This is a genomic window from Echinicola arenosa, assembly GCF_014841125.1.
GTDB lineage: Bacteria > Bacteroidota > Bacteroidia > Cytophagales > Cyclobacteriaceae > Echinicola > Echinicola arenosa.
In genome coordinates this window covers 28,837-48,307 of sequence record NZ_JACYTQ010000007.1, presented here as the reverse complement: position 1 = coordinate 48,307, position 19,471 = coordinate 28,837, and the positions used below count along the sequence as shown (strand labels likewise).

17 protein-coding genes are annotated in these 19,471 nt (G+C 35.7%); 12 read left to right on the top strand and 5 right to left on the bottom strand.

Translation table 11 applies throughout. The features are described from left to right. The first annotated feature begins 159 nt into the window (after window positions 1–159). The 7 genes from IFO69_RS17130 to IFO69_RS17100 all read left to right on the top strand — a co-directional run bounded on the left by IFO69_RS17130 (window position 160) and on the right by IFO69_RS17100 (window position 8,533). Window positions 160–1,170 (top strand): glycosyltransferase family 4 protein, encoded by a 1,011-nt coding sequence (locus IFO69_RS17130; protein ID WP_225444183.1) that lies wholly within the window; start codon window positions 160–162, stop codon window positions 1,168–1,170. A 154-nt stretch (window positions 1,171–1,324) separates the two neighbouring features. Then, window positions 1,325–2,638, top strand: a complete 1,314-nt coding sequence (locus IFO69_RS17125; protein ID WP_192011357.1) for a UDP-N-acetylglucosamine 1-carboxyvinyltransferase — start codon at window positions 1,325–1,327, stop codon at window positions 2,636–2,638. After that, entirely contained in the window at window positions 2,623–3,921 is a 1,299-nt protein-coding gene (locus IFO69_RS17120; RefSeq protein WP_192011356.1) for a flippase, read from the top strand. Before IFO69_RS17125 ends, IFO69_RS17120 begins: the two co-directional genes overlap by 16 nt. Before the next feature lie 53 nt (window positions 3,922–3,974). Next, a complete protein-coding gene (gene murB, locus IFO69_RS17115; RefSeq protein ID WP_192011355.1) occupies window positions 3,975–4,832 on the top strand; it encodes a UDP-N-acetylmuramate dehydrogenase in 858 nt (285 codons plus the stop codon). 187 nt (window positions 4,833–5,019) lie between these two features. Continuing rightward, on the top strand, window positions 5,020–6,006 hold the full coding sequence (locus IFO69_RS17110) for a glycosyltransferase family 2 protein (protein ID WP_192011354.1): 987 nt from the start codon (window positions 5,020–5,022) through the stop codon (window positions 6,004–6,006). Between the two features lie 194 nt (window positions 6,007–6,200). Beyond that, window positions 6,201–7,220 (top strand): DUF354 domain-containing protein, encoded by a 1,020-nt coding sequence (locus IFO69_RS17105; protein WP_192011353.1) that lies wholly within the window; start codon window positions 6,201–6,203, stop codon window positions 7,218–7,220. Window positions 7,221–7,225: 5 nt separating this feature from the next. Beyond that, entirely contained in the window at window positions 7,226–8,533 is a 1,308-nt protein-coding gene (locus IFO69_RS17100; RefSeq protein WP_192011352.1) for a UDP-glucose dehydrogenase family protein, read from the top strand. Between the two features lie 65 nt (window positions 8,534–8,598). Here IFO69_RS17100 and IFO69_RS17095 read toward each other — a convergent pair whose 3' ends face one another. Both IFO69_RS17095 and IFO69_RS17090 read right to left on the bottom strand, forming a co-directional pair. Next, complete coding sequence (locus tag IFO69_RS17095) at window positions 8,599–9,738, bottom strand: polysaccharide lyase (RefSeq protein ID WP_225444182.1); 1,140 nt, start codon at window positions 9,736–9,738, stop codon at window positions 8,599–8,601. A gap of 844 nt (window positions 9,739–10,582) precedes the next feature. After that, window positions 10,583–11,968: an undecaprenyl-phosphate glucose phosphotransferase gene (locus tag IFO69_RS17090; protein ID WP_192011350.1), complete on the bottom strand. Its 1,386-nt coding sequence runs from the start codon at window positions 11,966–11,968 to the stop codon at window positions 10,583–10,585. A 509-nt stretch (window positions 11,969–12,477) separates the two neighbouring features. Between IFO69_RS17090 and IFO69_RS17085 the strand changes: the two genes are divergently transcribed. From IFO69_RS17085 to IFO69_RS17075, 3 genes are all read left to right on the top strand, one after another. Further along, on the top strand, window positions 12,478–12,834 hold the full coding sequence (locus tag IFO69_RS17085; RefSeq protein WP_192011349.1) for a response regulator: 357 nt from the start codon (window positions 12,478–12,480) through the stop codon (window positions 12,832–12,834). A 97-nt stretch (window positions 12,835–12,931) separates the two neighbouring features. Further along, a complete protein-coding gene (locus IFO69_RS17080; protein ID WP_192011348.1) occupies window positions 12,932–13,135 on the top strand; it encodes a hypothetical protein in 204 nt (67 codons plus the stop codon). Between the two features lie 119 nt (window positions 13,136–13,254). Next, window positions 13,255–13,401 carry a hypothetical protein gene (locus IFO69_RS17075; RefSeq protein WP_192011347.1) on the top strand — a complete coding sequence of 49 codons (147 nt, stop codon included), beginning with the start codon at window positions 13,255–13,257 and terminating at the stop codon, window positions 13,399–13,401. Window positions 13,402–13,460: 59 nt separating this feature from the next. On the opposite strand, the gene IFO69_RS17070 is transcribed toward IFO69_RS17075, so the two are convergent. After that, on the bottom strand, window positions 13,461–15,044 hold the full coding sequence (locus IFO69_RS17070) for a peptide MFS transporter (protein WP_192011346.1): 1,584 nt from the start codon (window positions 15,042–15,044) through the stop codon (window positions 13,461–13,463). A 300-nt stretch (window positions 15,045–15,344) separates the two neighbouring features. On the opposite strand from IFO69_RS17070, the gene pckA reads away from it, so the two are divergent. Then, on the top strand, window positions 15,345–16,943 hold the full coding sequence (gene pckA / locus IFO69_RS17065) for a phosphoenolpyruvate carboxykinase (ATP) (RefSeq protein ID WP_192011345.1): 1,599 nt from the start codon (window positions 15,345–15,347) through the stop codon (window positions 16,941–16,943). A 32-nt stretch (window positions 16,944–16,975) separates the two neighbouring features. Here the strand turns inward: pckA and IFO69_RS17060 are convergent, their stop codons facing one another. Continuing rightward, window positions 16,976–17,245 carry a hypothetical protein gene (locus tag IFO69_RS17060; protein ID WP_192011344.1) on the bottom strand — a complete coding sequence of 90 codons (270 nt, stop codon included), beginning with the start codon at window positions 17,243–17,245 and terminating at the stop codon, window positions 16,976–16,978. A 162-nt stretch (window positions 17,246–17,407) separates the two neighbouring features. Between IFO69_RS17060 and IFO69_RS17055 the strand changes: the two genes are divergently transcribed. Then, on the top strand, window positions 17,408–17,845 hold the full coding sequence (locus IFO69_RS17055) for a peptidylprolyl isomerase (RefSeq protein WP_192011343.1): 438 nt from the start codon (window positions 17,408–17,410) through the stop codon (window positions 17,843–17,845). Window positions 17,846–18,074: 229 nt separating this feature from the next. On the opposite strand, the gene IFO69_RS17050 is transcribed toward IFO69_RS17055, so the two are convergent. Continuing rightward, on the bottom strand, window positions 18,075–19,361 hold the full coding sequence (locus tag IFO69_RS17050; RefSeq protein ID WP_192011342.1) for a NupC/NupG family nucleoside CNT transporter: 1,287 nt from the start codon (window positions 19,359–19,361) through the stop codon (window positions 18,075–18,077). Between the last annotated feature and the right edge of the window lie 110 nt (window positions 19,362–19,471).

Here is a 19,471-nt window from a genome sequence, read left to right as displayed (position 1 = left end):
CATAATAGCTAGAAACTACTATCTCACCCTGTATCTCTATTGAGTATACCATTTTTTCGACTTTCTCTACTATCATTCACTCTTTTAACTGTTAAGTGATTTCTGTTCCTAACTACAAACATCATGTATGACACTTCATCCCAATCAACACAAGTAACGATGGCATCAATTAATGAGCTAACTCAAGAAGATAATAGAACTGAAAAAAAATTGAAGGTTCTATTTGTCTCATCAGGTAACCTCAAAAACTTTGATGTAGCCCCCTTTATTAAGGTACAAGGAGATTCTTTGTTAAACGAAAATATAGATGTAACTTATTTTAGAGTAATCGGCAAAGGTATCAGAGGGTATGTATCAAATATAAAAAGACTAAAAGAAACTCTCAAAAACAATAAATTTGACCTGATCCATGCTCACTTCACTCTTTCTGCTTGGGTTGCAGTTCTTTGTCAGCCCAAGGTTCCAATAGTATTATCTCTAATGGGAACGGATGCTTACGGAAGAGTTGAAAAACTTTCTCAAGCGAAGCCCAGCTTAAACTATTTAACCATCCTAACCCTAATGATCCAACCCTTTGTAAAAAGGGTAATTTCAAAATCTCCTAATATTGAAAAAGTGGTCTGGCAAAAGAAGAAATCCCACATTCTCCCTAATGGAGTGAACATCGATTCTTTCTCACCTTCAAAGTCCAGTTTCCGAAATGAACTTGACCTAAAAGAAAATGTTCAATATGTGCTTTTTCTAGGTAACCCTAATGATCCAAGAAAAAATTACGATCTAGTAAAAAAAGCTACTCCCATATTAAAAGCAAAGGGCATTGAAGTGTTGGCTCCCTACCCTATTGCGCACAAGAAAATCTATAAATACTTAAACTCTGTAGATGTCCTTGTCATGTGCTCATTACAAGAAGGATCTCCCAACGTAGTAAAAGAAGCTATGGCATGCAATTGTAAAGGCGTATTTACAGAAGTAGGAGATGTCCGATACCTAGTTGATTCCACAAAAGGTTACCGAATTACAGGGTTTGACACAGAAGATTTAGTAAACAATATCGTCAATCTATTGGAAGAGAAGGAATGTCATGGAAGAAGTAGATTGTTGGAGCTTGGTTTAGATCTTCCAAACGTGGCTAAAAAACTTAAAGAAATATACCTAAAAGCTTTGAAATAACCTTATTACCCCTCTTCAATAAGCCCAACTTTTAAATTTTAGTTGAACATTTTTTCAACTAGCCTAGGAGAAGTCTCCCACCAAGAAGGTGTAAATTCTGCATTCTCCACCCCCTCAACCTTTTATTTAAATTATTCACACATAACTACATATCATGAGAAAAAATGTAACCGCAAAAATTACTGGCGGCCAAATTCCACATGGAAGAGTAAAAGTTAGTGGTGCTAAAAATGCTGCTACACGACTTTTAGCCGCAGCCCTAATTTCAGATGGTCAAGTAAAACTAGAAAATTTTCCTACGGAATTAGTTGACGCTAATTATAAAATTGATTTCATACGAAAAAATGGAGGAGAAGTAAAAATTGATAAAATAAATGAAGCTTTGACCATAGATTCTGACAAATTAGTATCTTCTATATTGGATAGTTATAATTATCCAATACGTACAACTTATCTTCTTGTACCAGGTTTGATAAAAAAGTCTGGAAATGCAAAGATACCCTATCCGGGGGGATGTAAAATTGGGAATAGAGGCTACGATTTGCACTTAATGGTTTGGGAAAAACTCGGAGCTCAAATCATCGAAAGGCCTGATTACATTGAAGTTATTGCGCCATCAGGTTTCAAAGCTGGAGAAATTAATTTTCCAATTTCCACTATTGGTGGGACAGAAAATGCGCTGATTTCTGCATCCACTATCGCAGGAGAAACAACTATTAAAAACGCTTATATATCTCCTGAAATCGAATGCTTAATTGATTTTCTTAGATCTATTGGTTCTAAGATTGAAGTAGTCGGTAATAGTTTTATTCGAGTAATAGGCCAATCGGAGTTGAAAGGATCAATTTTTCAAGTAATGCCTGACCGAATCGAAGCGCTTACATGGATCGTTTATGGGATATTATCAGGTGGAGATGTTTTAATCGAAGATGTTCCCTTTTCTTCAATGGAAATTCCATTAATTCATTTGAAAGAAGCTGGCATAGACTTTTATAGAAACTCAACCAATGTCAGGGTATCTCCAGAATGTTTGGTTAATGGTACGCTTCAGCCATTTGAATTAGCGTCTGGTACACACCCAGGTATTATCTCTGACATGCAACCTTTCTATACCCTACTAGGCTTGCATGCAGATGGTATCAGTAGAATCTTTGATTATAGATATCCTGAACGCCTCAAATATTGCGAAGAACTTATTAAGTTTTATCCTGAAAAAATTAATTGGGAAAAAGGCTCTATTACAACTTTTGGAAGCAAAGGTTTCCGGCCATCTAGCTGCTCAGCATATTCCACAGATTTAAGAGGTAGCATGGCTGTTGTCATTGCTGCTCTTTTGGCAGAGGGCACATCTGAAATATACAATGTGGAAATGGCATTAAGAGGCTATAATAAATTAAAAGACAAACTAGAACACTTAGGTGTTAAGATTTTAATTGAGGAAGAAGAAACAGAATGGCAAGTTTCATAAAAGATCTCGCTAGTGTAGCTTTAAGCAAGGGCGGAGTAATTACGTTTTCTCTGGTTAGGACCATCGTGATTGCAAGATGGTTAGGTCCAGAGCTTAACGGAACCATTGCTGCCCTTGCTGTATACCCATCTATATTCATGACCATAGGTTCCTTGGGCATAAGACAATCCACTGCATATTATGTAGGCCAAAAAATCTACGACGAGAAAAAAATACAATCTTCCATCATACAACTTTGGTGGCTTAGTACTATTTTCTGTCTAATTTCTTCCTATTTACTGATTAAGTACTTCTCGAAATCTTCAGAAAACAACTTTCTAGTATTGCTAGCAATTGCTCCCATTCCATTTAATCTATTAACCACATACATCTCTGGACTATTTTTGGGAAAAAATGAAATAGTTAAATTCAATAAGGTTAATTGGCTTCCTAAATTCATTACCATGCTCGCAACAATTCTATTTGTGATAGCATTAAAAATGTCAATAGATGGAGCCATGATGTCAGCTATTATTGGTCCATTGGTAATGTCCGTAGTTTTATTAAAAACTGCAGACTTCAAAGGTGTAAAGTTATTTGATTTTGATTGGAAGATATTGAAATCAATGTTGTCCTTAGGTTCAGTCTATGCCATTGCACTTCTGGTTATAAATTTGAACTACAAAATAGATGTAGTAATATTGGATAAAATGTCATCAGATTTTGAAACTGGGATTTATAGCAAAGGACAGTCTTTAGTAGAATATTTATGGCATATCCCAATGTTACTTAGCACTATAATCTTTGCCAGAAGTGCCACAGCCAAAGATGGTAAAAAGTTTTCCCTCAAAGTAGCGCAATTGCTAAGGGTTTCTTGCCTGATAATAGGTCTAGCGTCCATAATACTAGTGCTCAATGCTTCAACCATCATCAACTTGCTTTATGGCAAAAGTTTTGCACCAAGCGCTGAAGTATTGGTGATCTTAATCCCTGGAGTATTATTACTTACTATTTTTAAAGTACTCAATATGGATTTAGCAGGTAAGGGCAAACCTTGGATTTCTCTTAAAGCCATGGTTCCTGCTCTAATCATAAATGTAATCTTAAATATTTTACTTATTCCTACTTATGGAGCAAAAGGAGCTGCTTTTGCTTCAACAGTCAGCTATACTTTTGCTGCCATTTTGTTTCTATTTATTTATTCAAAATTATGTAAAATCCCAATTAAAGAGATTATTCGCTACAAAAAAGAGGATTTTACATTTATAGAAAGTATAAAAAATAAGGTTTTCAAAAGTACCTGATTTGTCAATAATAATTAAGGGAAAATTGTTCACTCATCTATCCAATAAGTCTTATGAAAATACATGACAACTTAAATCTTAAAGACTTCAATAGTTATAAAATTAATGCTATTTGTAAGAAAGCTATTTTTCCGGAAAATGAAACCGATTTAATCAAAATATTTAAAGAAACACCAATAGATGATTTGGTAATTATTGGAGGTGGATATAATATTATTTTATCAAAACCTTTCTACGATCAAACGTTTATTATCATGGGCGAGACTTTTGCCCAAACATCTGTTGAACAGGACATCGTAATTGGAGAAAGCGGTGTAAGCATGAAGTTTTTAAGTGAACTTGCTTTAACTCATTCACTTACTGGTTTAGAAATATTCTATGACATACCAAGTTCTTTAGGAGGAGCGGTGGTTATGAATGCTGGAGCCAGCGGAGAAGAAATAAAAGATATACTTGTTAAGGTCAGGTACTTGGATCTCGATGACATGAAGGTCAAAGAAATTCTTAAAGAGGAAATCAACTTTGAATATCGAAACAGTTTTTTCCAAAAAAACAAAAACAAAATTGTTCTCAAGACCTGGTTAAAACTTAGAAAAAGTGATCCAATCCAGATCAAGGAAAAAATGGAACGGACTAAAGAAGCGAGATGGTTAAAACAACCTAGGGAGTTTCCCAATGGAGGGAGTGTGTTTAAAAGGCCTAAGGGCTTTTATGTTGGGACAATGATAGATGAGCTTGGTCTAAAAGGCTTAACAATTGGTGGGGCTCAGGTTTCCCAAAAACATGGTGGTTTTATAATTAACCATAGTGAAGCCACAGGTAATGATATACTTCAATTAATTGATCAAATTAAAATTAACGTGAGAGAAAAGTTTGGTATAGACTTGGAAATCGAGCAACGAGTAATCTAGACATTTGAAGCAATTATATTTTAACTTTTTTAAAAGTCTAATTTCAAACTAAGGTCGAATCTAAAACTACTTCAAAAGGAATTATATATAATATTGGATTTCATACCCAATCTTCAATTTTTTAACAAAAAGCCTAAGTAATCAAATCGTCTTCTTTAATCTAACCCTGAATTTAACATATTCTATAATGTCCGAACAACCACTTGTAAGTATTATAACAGGCTTCTACAATAGGAAAAATCATGTAACATCATCTATTGAAAGCTTGATCAATCAAACCTATCCCAATATTGAAATAATCATTTTTGATGATTGCTCAACAGATGGAACTTATGAAGAATTAAAAAAAATGGAATTATCAAGTCCTAGAATAAAACTTATAAAACATGAAAGCAATATAGGCTTTGTGAAGGGAATGATTAATGCCATTAAGTTATCTAAAGGAGAGTTTGTGGCGGTCCATGGGTCTGGAGATATTTCCACAGCTGACAGAATAGACAAACAAATCATTCCTTTCCTTCAATTCGAAACGGTAGGTGTAGTGGGGTGCACCGTCCTTAATACGAGATTAGATAAGCAAGGAAAGCCATTAAGTGAGAAAAAAATCAATCAAGAAAAATTTCATGGGTCCATGGAGAAATCAATTTTAGATAAAAACCCCTATACCCATGGAGAAGTAATGTTCAGAAGAAAATTTTATGATAAAGTAGGAGGATATAGACCCCAATTCAGATTTGCTCAGGATAGAGACTTATGGTGTAGAATGAGTAGAGTATGTGATTTTTATATAGTTCCTGAAGTTCTTTACAAAAGATTTTTACACATGGATGGAGCAAGCACAAAAACAGATAAAATACTTATACAAAGACTTCTATCAGAATTTGCTTGCCAGTGTCATGAACAAGTTCTAAATGGTAGAGAAGACTACATAGAAAAGTATAAAGACCAAGGTTTATTACTTATCCAATATAATAAGAGACTTTCAAAAAAATTCTACTCTCTTTGTATGAGAAAATACAAAACAAAAGAGTATAAAGATGGAAAACAGCTCGCTAAGTTTCTCCTTTCCAAATCATTTAACTATTATTCTTTAAAATGGTTTTTTCTATTTTATATACTTTCCCCTTTTATGAAAATATATGTGGAAAGGAAAAAGAAAAACAGTTTTGAATAATATTTAAAATATATTTTTTTGTTTTTTAAACTTATTTTTATGTATTTTACAATCATAATTGTATTTAACACCTTATTTGATTTTGTAGATAAAAACCAAAAAACATAGTTAATTGGTTTTTAAGTAGCACAATAGATCTTTATAAATTTTAAGATTCTATCAAAAGTACTGCACTGAAGCATTTGACAAACCATATGAACATTCTAATTGACATCAAACATCCTGCCCAGTTAAACCTTTTTAAGGGGCTTGCTAACAAACTAAAAGAGCAAAACTGGAAAGTGATAATTTGCTATTTGGATAGAGGAAAGCTCCCCAAGATAATTGACAAGGAATATCCTGGTTTTACCAAATATAAAATAGGTAGTAGTAGGGGAACAAAGTGGTCAATTTTCTGGCAGGGCAATGTGAAAAGGACTTCCGATTTTTTGAAGTTAATTAAAAAGGAAAAAATTGATATTTGTGCCGCCGCAAGTAGTGCTCCACTTGCTTTGGCCTGTAAGTTATCAGGAACGCCCATTGTCCAGTTTTATGATGACCCTGAAAGAAAAGGAATCAATAAGATCAATGAAATCTTATCAAACAAGCTATTCTTTCCACCAATCGTGGAAGAAAGCAAGAAGGTGGAAGTTTTTAATTGTCTAAAGGAATGGAGTTACTTGAGTCCAACCTATTTTAAACCCAATCCAGAAGTACTAAAATCTTATGATATAAAACCTTACGAATATGTATTTGTCAGGGAAGTAAGCAATAAGTCGTTCAACTATTATGATCAAGAAGATGCCATTGTCTGTAGTATTTCCGGTGACTTGGACAACTCAATCCCCTATCTATTATCACTCGAGGACAAAACAATAAAAGATAAGTTTCCGGATAACTGGACAATTCTTCAAGAACCAATAGAAGACATACACTCATTAATCTATTATTCCAAACTAATCATCTCATCAGGAGATAGCATGGCCAGAGAGGGAGCCATGCTAGGAGTACCTAGTGTCTATTGTGGTATCAGGGAAATGAAGGCCAATAAACTTTTAGCAGAAAAGGGTTTACTTAAGCACGAACCAAGTAAAAGAGCAATAACCCCAATCAACCAACTTGTTGCCAACGGTTTCAGTAAGGAACAACAATCCCAAACAAGGGAGAAATTACTGAAAGAATGGGATGACATGATCTTATTTATGGAAAAACAAATTTTAAAATATAAAAACTAACAACTATGAACATTTCAATTTTTGGGCTTGGATACGTTGGGTGTGTCAGTTTGGGGTGCCTTGCAAAAAACGGCCACAACGTCATTGGGGTTGATATTAATGATTTAAAAGCAGAATTGATCAATAAAGGTAAACCAACCATTATTGAAAAAGATATAGACGTAATCATTAAGGAAGAATTTGATAAAGGAAAAATTTCTGCCACAACTTGTGCACAGGAGGCGGTATTAAACACGTCCGTAAGTATTATCTGTGTAGGAACCCCATCTTCTCCTCAAGGTCATTTAAACCTAAACTATATTTATAAAACAGCAGAACAAATAGGTGAAGCACTTAAGGAAAAAGATGATTTTCATGTGGTGGTGGTAAGGAGTACTGTGATGCCTGGCACCAATAAAAAGCTTGGAGAAATTATTGAGAAATTCTCTGAAAAGAAAAGAAATGTCGATTTCTCAGTAGTTTCAAACCCAGAATTTCTGAGAGAGGGGTCAGCAGTAAAAGATTATTATCATCCAGCAGTTACTGTAATTGGAGGGGACAATGACAAGGCATTAGGAATTGTAGCTTCCTTGTACCAAGACCTTCCAGCGCCTATAGAAAAAACTGATATAGAAGTGGCTGAAATCATTAAATATGTGAACAACTCATTCCATGCTTTAAAGATTTCCTTTGCCAATGAAGTAGGGAATATATGTAAATCACTCAATATAGATTCCCACAAAGTGATGGATATATTCTGTAAAGACACACATTTAAATATTTCTCCGGCATACTTTAAGCCAGGTTTCGCTTATGGAGGATCTTGCCTTCCTAAAGACCTTAAAGGAATGGTTACATTGGCCCATGATCACTATTTATCCACTCCTGTTTTAGGAGCAGTTCATGATTCTAATGAAACTCAAAAAAGATTAGCATTTGAACTAATCCAAAGAACAGGGAAAAGAAAAATAGCCCTAATGGGACTTTCGTTTAAGGAAGGTACTGATGATTTACGGTATAGCCCATCTGTTGATATGGCCGAAAAACTAATTGGTAAAGGGTTTCAACTGACAATTTTTGACAGCAATGTTCATATTTCAAAACTAGTGGGAGCAAACAAACTTTTTATTGAAGAGCATTTGCCTCATTTATCTGACTTGATCACTGATGACCCGTCCAAGGCAATAAATGAAGCAGATGTAATTCTGCTCAATCACAAAAATTTCAATCCAGACCCTTTCTTAGAAGAACTTTCCCAAAAAGAAAGCTTAATAGACTTGGTGAGAATTCCTAAATTAGAAACCATGCCTAATTACATAGGGCTATGCTGGTAAGTTTAGACATACTAAAATTAAAAGTAAGGGCAGGTTAATTAACCTGCCCTTACTTTTAAACATTATTATTTATATATTTTAAATGTGGAAGTATAAACATCTCCAACAGGGATGGTTTCTCTTGTATCCATATAAGTTGTTACAATAATCTTGTACTTTCCATAATCTAATTGCCGGCTTCCATAATAATAATTACCTTTACCATCATCATCAAATAGTGCGAATGGAGCATTTATATCCACATGCGAATAAATTTTCTCATAGCTTCCATTTTTCTTTTCTTGGTATAAATTGAATCTAACGCTTTCAATTTTGGAATCTACATTGGCTTTTATATTAAGCTTTGTTGTTCCTAAATCATGAAACCTGATAATTCCCCCCTTATCCAGTTTTCCAAAAATAGTTTCTTCTTCCGCATTTACAACTGAAAGGCTGATATCATTGAAGTCACCAGTAAGAGATGGCAATTGTGCAAAGCTAAAATCAGATATCATTTGAGATAAACTCCCTTCTTTACCTGATATTTTTATATTGTCATAATATACCACTCTTTTTCTTGTATCAGTAGTCCCAGAATTCCACTTAGACTTATAGATTCCTAGTTTCCAAGTTGGTAATTTCCCTTCATCATAATTATTTGGTCCATTGTAGGTCAAGACCTTCTCTCCATTTCTCCATATTTCTATCAATCCTTTAGAAGATTCCGCATGAACGACGTGGATCACAAACTCATTCCATGTATCTTTTATTACGCTTCCAAAATACAGGTTCTTCCAATTGTCTCCTTTTTCAGTAGGAAGGGTTCTAATATAGAATTTGTCTTTTGCAATTCTCAAAGAAAGTGCTGGGCTCCCCATTCCTTGATGCCACTGACTAATACATTCATTACCTGCATCATATTTAAAATCTTCTGATGGGAAGTAGGCGGCAAAACTATACCACTTTTCTCTTCCTTCAGGTACTCTTGCAAATAACATTTCAGCCCTTGTCCCATTAGAGGCAAGTTCATCATCAGATCTTAATTCAAATCGAGCCGCTTTGTTTCCAAGAAACGGATTTGATGATACTACTTTGTACCCATAGCCAGTACTAGTTTGAACTTTTACTGTTCTCAATGGATTGCTTCCTTCAAAATCTTCTGAAAACAACAAATTAGAAAGCAAAGTAGTCGCATGTATTGCATTATCTTCTTCTTGAATTTCCATATTCTGAGACTCATCCAATTGGCAAGAGGAAATTAAAGACACTGTGGTAAGTGCTAAGAGCGTACTCTTAAAGCAATTTTTGATTGTAGATTTCATTAAATTAAATAAATTTTTGGTTAGGTGATTTCAATTTCAAGTGTTGTGTAAATCTAGCTTTTTGACCAACAATTAGGTCCTTCTCTTATTTGTTCAAACATTTCTGTGATAATAATGGTTAAGGTGTTAAACAGATCTTATTGGAAAGCTTAAATATTAGGGTGAATAAGCTATATCCATCTCCATGTTGCCAATTACCATACCACCAAAAACTAGGATGTTATTGCAATTTTTAATAAAAGGTATAAACAGTGTATTTTTGTAAACAAACAATTCGAAATCATAAACAAAACAAAAAAATTTAACATATATAAAAAAATAATATCTTTAATTATAAAAAAAACTACACACCACTAAATTATTATATATTTAATTAAAATATTGTAATAATTAAAATTTAAAAAATTGTATTAATCACAAAAAACAATTTAAGTTATTCAAATAATTAAAATTTACTTGTAAGAAAATTAGGATTTATTTAAAAACTAAATTCAATAATCAAAAAAAATTGTGGAATAAAATCCACAAAGTGAGTGTTTGTTCCACACTTATTTTCTATACTAAAACCATATAGAGCCTTGCTCTAGGAAGAACAAGGCTCTATATGAATGGAAATTATTTGTTAACCAACCCACACTAAATTATACATAACTGGCATTTAGGTCGATTATATGAAAATTTCATAGCTCAAACACCTCTTTTATTTACATCTAAAAATTTGACTATTTCCAATATTATAAAAGTATTATCAAAAAGCGCTCCCATGAGTTTTCTTGCCAAAAACAGTTAAATAGATTATTTTAATATCTAATTTCATTGACCAGTTCTCCAAGTACCATAAATCATGTGAAATCCTCTGTTGCTTTTGTTCATCAGTCTCTGTTGGACCTCTCCAGCCATTTACCTGAGCCCAACCAGTCACACCTGGCTTAAAGTAGTGCCTAACCATAGCTTTATCCACGCTTTCCTGAAATTCTTGATTTAGAAAAGTCCGATGAGGTCTTGGCCCAACTACACTCATGTCCCCCATAAATACATTGGCAAACTGAGGTAATTCATCTATACTATACTTCCTCAAGATCTTACCAATTCTTGTAATCCTCGGATCATCTTTAACTGTGGAAGCAGTACCTGAAGTATCGTTGACACTCATTGTTCTAAATTTGAAAACTCTAAATGGCTTTCCACCCTTGCCTATCCTGGTGGGGCAAAAGAATACAGATCCCGGGGAATCCAATTTTATCAATATAGCTATAACCAAGAAAACAGGAGACAAAAACAATAAAACCAAACTAGAAAAGCACCAGTCAAAGCACTCCTTAATAAAGAAAGACAATCTATCATCTAAAGGCATTTGCCTGAAACTAACCATGTCCAAACCACCTCTTTTGGTTACCTTATATCCAGTCCCTAGCAAATCCTGGTAATCTGGCACAAATTTCACTCTAGTACCATGATAATCCGCTGTACTCAAGATTTTCTTTATTTCCTCAGAACACTGAACGGGCAACGCCACTATGATCTCATCCACTTGGTTATCTTTAATGTAATCCCCCATCCTGTTTACATCACTTACATAGGGAACACCGAGATCAGTTGCCTCAGCTTCTGCCAGGGTATTATATTTCACCAGACCTTTGATATTGTAACCCATGCTCGGATGTTCATTATAATAAGTGTTTACTTTTCCTACCATGTCCCCTACTCCAGTCACTAAAACATTCTTGCCAGTTCCTCCATTATTTTTAAGCCTATTTATCACACTTAAAATAAAAAAGTTAGTCACAATACCTATAAGCGGGAATCCTATTGAAAAAGACAAAACTACTTTCCTAAAAGTAGGTGGAAAGGTAAACACCAGATATATTATACCCAACATAATTACCAAAATCGCACTCGATTTCAAGTAATTCATTATCCGACTACTAAAATCACTGTTAAAGTCAAAGTAGTACAATCTTCTCCACATAACAATTACAAACCATAGTGAAGTTAATGCAAAAAACATAACCCAATCCAAGGTTTGAAAGCCATTTTCTTTATATAAGTAAATGGAAACAAGGAATGTCAATCCTAGTGTGAGTACATCCCAAATCAAGAAAAAACCCGCGACAATTTTATTAGAACTATTCATAATAATGTCTGTAAAAATTTATTAATCCTTTAAACAAATTCAGTTTTAAACATTGAAAATAAAAGACAATCATAGCTACTGTTAAGTAGAGCAGTTTAGCTTAAACTATGCTTTCATTACCGTATAAATCTATTCATACACGTTTTTATTACGTTTGTAATGGTTATCTCGTAGTTTACCTAAAGCACAACATACTGACTAGCAGTACCTTATATCTTTTATGCTAATTTAAATGATTGCAAGCTACAATGCAAACAAAATACATATTAATTATTTTAAAAAGCATTTTTTAATATTTAAAAATGAATGAACCAAATATGTAAGTGTATTACACCAGAATCAAAAGCAATTCAATTCCAATTATTGATATCATATACTTTTAACATTCGCTTCACATGAAATCCATTGATTGGCTTGAATAAACTTGACTTAAAGCCATGGTTTTTAGCCAATAAACACATACTTTTACATATATCTTTTATTCTTTCAGATTATATATTTTGCACATCATGGTAAAAGTAGTCTTAATAGATGATGACCCTATCAGCATTTTTGTTACTGAAAGTCTTATCGCCCGACATATAAAGATGCCCTGTCAAATTTTTAAATTTGGTGGAGCAGCTGAAGCATTGGGTAAAATCAATACTATCAACCCCAACTATTTGTTTTTGGATCTGAACATGCCAGAAATGAGCGGCTGGGATTTTCTGGAAAGATATAGCTGTGATCAACAAGAGACTGAAATTTACATTCTATCTAGTTCCATAGACCAAAGAGATATCAATAGGGCCCATTCTTATAATCAAGTCAAGAGGTTTTTAAGCAAACCATTGGTATCGAAATACCTAAGTAAAATATTCAATTGACTTTCAGCATTTTTGAAAAACACCTATTGTATCGAATAATTTTTTATTGTAAATAGCACAAACAATCCTGCCTAAATTCATTTTAAAATATAACATTATGGCAAGAGCATCAGACAACTATTATGACGAATTCGACGACTTCGAGGAAGACGAAGAATTCATTACCGACTTTGAAGAAGATGTTTTCGAAATTGATGATGACGAAGACCTGGTAGATGAAAGTCTTATTGACTTTGATCAGGATGACCTAGAAGATGAATTCGAAGAAGACTTTGACGACTTCGATGACGAAATTGACTAAAAACATTAAACTGGGTTGTGTAGCTGACACAATCCAGTTTTTTTATTGATCCCTTTGTACTATGTTTTTGAGGTGTTAAATTGCGCAAAAATTAAGACCATCATTTAAACATTAATAACATGTTGCTAGAAATATTCAATTCTCCTTTGGGCTCTGGAGCCCAACTGTTTTTATTAATTGTATGTGTACTTATTGGAATTGGAGCAGGTGTTTCCTCTGTGGATGTTAGGAATACTCTTTTCAAAGGAGGAAAAAAAGGCAAATAATTCAGCTTAATAAAAGCATAAAGAAAAGGGAGCCAATCACGATTGGCTCCCTTTTCTTTTTATCTCACATTCCCCATCAATTTCCTCAGTGGTCTGCTGATCAATAGCAATAAAACACCAGCACCCATTACGGTCATGACAATCATCATATATTGGTCTGGCATTTGGGAAATTGCTTCTTCAGTTCCACCGCTGGCCTCCCCAGCTATAATACCTGCAACCAGATTTCCCAAAGCCACAGAGATAAACCACATTCCCATCATTTGTCCTTGGAATTTCTTAGGAGCCAATTTTGTGGTCAAACTTAAACCAACAGGACTTAAACTTAATTCACCAAAAGTATGGAACAAATAGGTAAACATTAGCCAGCTTGGAGCAGCCATTTCTCCTGATGCCGCGATTTTTGCGGCAAAATACATCACCAAAAAACCTACGCCTAAAAGAATTAACCCAAATGCAAACTTCATCGGTGAGCTAGGCTCCAAATGTTTTTTTGCCAACCAAACCCATAAAGCTGCAAATACAGGAGCAAAAATTATTATAAACATCGAATTTGCCGATTGGAAATAACCTGTAGGAATTTCCCAACCGAGTATTGTTCGGTCTGTAAATCTTTCAGCAAATAAGTTCAAAGTAGAACCAGCTTGTTCAAACCCGGACCAAAACAATGCTCCAAAGCATAATAGAATAGCAATAGCAAGCACTTTCCTCTTTTCATCCTTACTAATTCCACCAAAAAATATCACATAAATAAAGAACAAAACAGTTACGATGCCAATAACGGTGTAAGATGCCTCTGCAATAGCTGATGCATTTATGGAAATCACATCTTGAAACATCAAAAATATGAGTGCTGCTATAACAACTACTGTAATACCAGTAAACAAGCCCAATCTTTTCCTGCTGGCTATTTCTTCGGGTGATTCTGCAGGAGCCAACTCTCCCTTGCCCTCCAAATTTCCAGCTGTGAGCTTATACTGAATTAGCCCTAAAACCATTCCAAAACCGGCCACCCCAAAGCCCAAGTGCCAATCTACCTCTTTGAATGAGCTACAAATAATAGGAGCAATAAAACCGCCGATATTGATTCCCATATAGAAAATTGAAAAGCCCGCATCTCTTTTGGAACTTCCCTCATGATAAAGTTGACCTACAATAGAGCTGATGTTCGGTTTTAGAAGGCCTGTACCGACCACGATCAAAATTAAGCCTAAAAAAAATGAAGTCGTATCTAGTGGTGTCAGTGTCAAAGAATTTCCATGTCCTTCGCCAAACAAGCTTAAAATACCAGGCAAGCCCATCGTAAAGTGACCCAAAGCTATGATGATACCACCATACCAAACAGATCTTTTCAAGCCAAAAAGTCTATCTGCTAACCAACCTCCTGGAAGTGCCAAAAGGTAAACACCCATGGTATACAAGCCGTAGATAGCTCCTGAAGTCTTATCATCAAAACCAAGCCCTCCTTCTACTACCGCAGTGGTCATAAATAATATTAAAAGGGCCCTCATGCCATAATAACTAAAGCGTTCCCACATTTCTGTGAAAAACAAAGTCATTAAGCCTCTGGGATGGCCAAAAATTGATGGACCATCAAATCCTCTTTCTAAATCCGTATTGCTTGAATCTTCGTTTTTTAACATTTGGGTATATAATTCCTGAATTAAGTTTATTATTAGAAACTACAATGATAAGAGATTTTTTCATAATGTATTCATAAACTTAGTCCTGAATTACTAAAAGAGTTAATCGTTTTAGACATCAATCAGGTGCAAATCCCACTTGTTTCAAGCATTCACAATTACTTCTTTACCGCATTAAAAACCCCTTCGAAATCGTTTGAAAAAGCACATTTTTAAACGATTTCTAATAGTGAGTCAAACAAATCCTCCTATATTTGTACCAATACCTTTTTAGTATAACCCAAATAGCTTTATTGATTTATGATTAACGCGAGCCAAACCCTTAGCAAGGATTTATCTATTTCAAAAAAGATAAATCAAGGACTAATTAAACTTAATCTCAGTCCATCTGAATTAATTGAAGAGGCCTTAACCAACCACGAAGGTAGCCTCACGGATGTCGGGGCACTGATGGCTGACACAGGCCAGTACACCGGCAGATCACCCAAGGATCGGTTTATTGTTGAAGATGAACTAACAAAAACCTCCATTTGGTGGGGCAATATCAATCTTCCAATTTCTGAAGAGCACTTTGAAAGCATCTACCATAAGATGTTGGATTTTCTCCAAAACAAGACGCTCTATGCCAGAGATGCTTTTGCGGGAGCTGACAGTAGATACAGGTTGAACATCCGTGTCTACAATACATTGGCATGGCACAACCTTTTTTGCTACAATATGTTTTTGCGACCAAAAAAAGAAGAATTAGATGATTTCGATCCTAATTTCACAATTATCTGTGCCCCGGAATTTGAAGCAGATCCTTCGGTAGATGGAACAAGAGGGAAAAATTTCACTATTATTAACCTAAGCCAAAGAATTATTCTGATTGGGGGAACCGCTTATGCAGGTGAAATCAAAAAAGGAATCTTTTCCGTTTTAAACTATTTGCTTCCACTGGAAGAAAAAGTATTGTCCATGCACTGCTCAGCGAATATAGGCAGTAAAGGCGATACGGCAATCTTTTTTGGCCTTTCTGGAACTGGTAAAACCACGCTTTCGGCGGATCCGGAACGGCAATTAATAGGGGATGACGAACATGGATGGACCAACAATGGCATCTTTAATTTCGAAGGAGGTTGCTACGCAAAAGTCATTGACCTTTCCCGAGAAAAAGAACCTGAAATTTGGGATGCTATTAAGTATGGTGCCATCATAGAAAACACCAGGTTCATGCCTGATACCCGAAAAGTTGATTATAGCAATAGAAGTGTCACTGAAAATACCAGAACGGCCTATCCGCTTTTCCATATAAAAAATGTTATCAATCCCCCATTAGGGACAATCCCCCAAAATATTTTCTTCTTAACAGCAGATGCATTTGGGGTCATTCCACCGATTTCCAAACTCAACCCTAGCCAAGCCATGTACCATTTCATTTCAGGGTATACCGCTAAAGTAGCCGGGACAGAAATGGGGGTTTCTGAACCTCAAAGTACCTTTTCAGCTTGTTTCGGGGCAGCATTCCTGCCCCTTCATCCGACCTATTATGCTTCGCTTTTCGGAAAAAAGATGAAAGACCATAATGTAAATGTATGGCTTGTCAATACAGGATGGACAGGTGGTCCTTATGGCATAGGAAGCAGAATGAAGCTTTCCTATACAAGGGCCATGATCACAGCAGCATTAGAAGGAAAATTGGATAATGTATCTTTCAAAACTCATGACACCTTCAAAGTAGCCGTACCTCAAACATGCCCAAATGTACCCGAACAAATCCTGAATCCACGGGATACTTGGGAGGACCAATTGGCCTATGACCAAAAATCGGCTCAACTAGCAGCCGAATTCATCAAAAACTTTGAAAAATACGCAGATAGTGCCTCACTGGATATTCTAGCGGGTGCACCTCAAGCATAAGAAAGAAAGCCGGCAGTGCCGGCTTTCTTTTTTTAAGCCTCAGGTTTATCCAAGCCATTCTCCCTCTCAAATTTATTTCTTCTTATTTCAAACCGTTCCAATTCTTCGTCCAGCATATCAAGGGATTCACTATACCGCGAATATAGGTCTCCCATATTTTTTTCCATATTAGAAAAATTAAACTCCATTGCATCGAGCTGTAACTGCGATGCCTTCTCAATCAGTGCCACTTGACTGTGTTTCAGGTCATCCAAAAGTCTCAATGCCCTATCCATTTTCTCTAATTTCTCTCTGTTATTCATGATTAAATTAGTTTGGTTGAATTTAATTTAATCAAAAAAAAGACCAATTTGAAGATTTTATAATTTTACCCCTAATCATATTGTACATTTTCATTAGGCATTTTTGGTCCATACCCTGCTTAAATGCCAAGTTTTGCTATATTTGCATCAAAAAATAACAATATGAAAACGGCTGAAATAATCACAGAAAAAGGCACGATGAAGGTAGAGTTTTATGAGAAAGATGCTCCTAAAACTGTAGAAAACTTCATCTCTCTATCTGAAAAAGGGTTCTATGATGGACTGACTTTTCACAGGGTAATTCCAAACTTTGTCATTCAAGGAGGTTGCCCCAACGGAACTGGAGCGGGAGGACCTGGCTATAGCATAGATTGTGAACTCACAGGTGACAACCAATACCATGACAGAGGTGTTTTATCCATGGCTCACGCTGGAAGAAACACTGGAGGATCCCAATTCTTTATTTGTCACAGCAGGGACAACACCTCCCACCTGGACAGAAACCACACTTGCTTTGGTAAAGTCGTTGAAGGTTTGGATGTAATCGATCAAATCAAACAAGGTGATAAAATCGAAAAGATTACTATTTCTGAAGATTGATATTAACTTTCTTTAGAAAATGGCGCTTTCAAATAATTATTTGAAAGCGCCATTTTTTTTAATCCGGAATACCATAAAATTCGTTATGAGGACTGAAAATGCAAGAAAATCAGGCTGCTTGGAGACTTAGGCATAACATCGCTATGATGATGTCGAAAACAGCAGTACAGCGACTGATTTTAAAGCCGTTTCAGGATGCAATAGATTTTCTCCATTGCATATTTCGGGTTTAACTAAACAAGATACCTGCAATGGTGGCTGTCATCATGCAAGCCAAAGTAGCGGCCATTAAGGCATGCATCCCCAACTTAGAAAGGTTTCCCTGTTGATTGGGAGCTATACTGCCAATACCTCCCACCTGAATGGCAATAGAACTAAAATTGGAAAAACCACACAAGGCATAGGTCGCAATAACAATGGATTTTGGAGAAAGGGAATCAGCATTCTTCATTTCGGAAAGCCCTGAATAAGCGACAAACTCATTGATAACCGTCTTCTGTCCCAGCAGGGACCCCACCTGAAGCGTATCCTGCCACTCCACTCCCATTAGCCAAGCAAAGACTCTAAAGACTTGACCTAAAATATACTCTAGAGAAAACCCTTCAAACTGGCCATTGGTAGAGTTTACTACATACGCATTAAGCCCTAAAAAGTCTCCAATAACACCTGAGAGAATATAGTTCAATGCTGCAATCACAGCAATAAAAGCCAATAACATCCCCCCCACATTTAATGCTAGCTTAAGTCCATCAGCCGCACCAATCGACATGGCGTCAATTAAATTCACCCCTAAGCCTTCTTCATTGACCACCAATTTATCATTCAATCCTTCTTTATTGGTTTCAGGAATAATGATCTTGGAAATAACGATCGCGGCAGGTGCGTTCATGATACTTGCTCCCAATAAATAGGAGGCAAAACGACTTTGTTCCGCTGGATCATCACCTCCCAGAAAAGCCACATAAGCGGCCAGTACCCCTCCTGCTATGGTGGCCATCCCTCCTGTCATCAAACACATCAGTTCTGACCTGGTCATTGCCGGGATAAACGGCCTCACCAAGAGTGGAGCCTCGGTTTGACCCAAAAAAATATTTCCTGCAGCGGACAAACTTTCCGCACCGGAAAGCCGCATGGTTTTGGACATCACCCAAGCAATCCCATATACAATTTTTTGAAGAACCCCGAGGTAATAAAGTCCAGCCGAAACAGTAGAAAAGAAAATAATGGTAGGCAAAACCTGAAAGGCAAATATTGTCCCAAAAGAGTCTGTGGCCAGATCGCCAAACAAGAAGATAGCTCCAGCTTGGGCAAAACTCAAAAGCTTGACAAAACCTCTGCTAATGGTTGAAAATATATTTTCAACAAACTCGACTTTAGTGATCAAAAAACCAAATACAGCCTGTAAGATCACCCCAATCCCGACAAGCTTCCAGTCTATTGCTTTTTTGTTGGTGGAAAAAAGGAAGGCTACTCCCAAAAGTGCGATGATTCCTATCAAGCCCCTGATATAATCCATAAGCAAATAAAGTATTCCAGCCTAAATAACTGGCAGTAAAACCAAACTACAAACAGTAAATATAATCGTTTTATAAAAGGATGGGCAATAAAAAACCTGAGCATAAAACC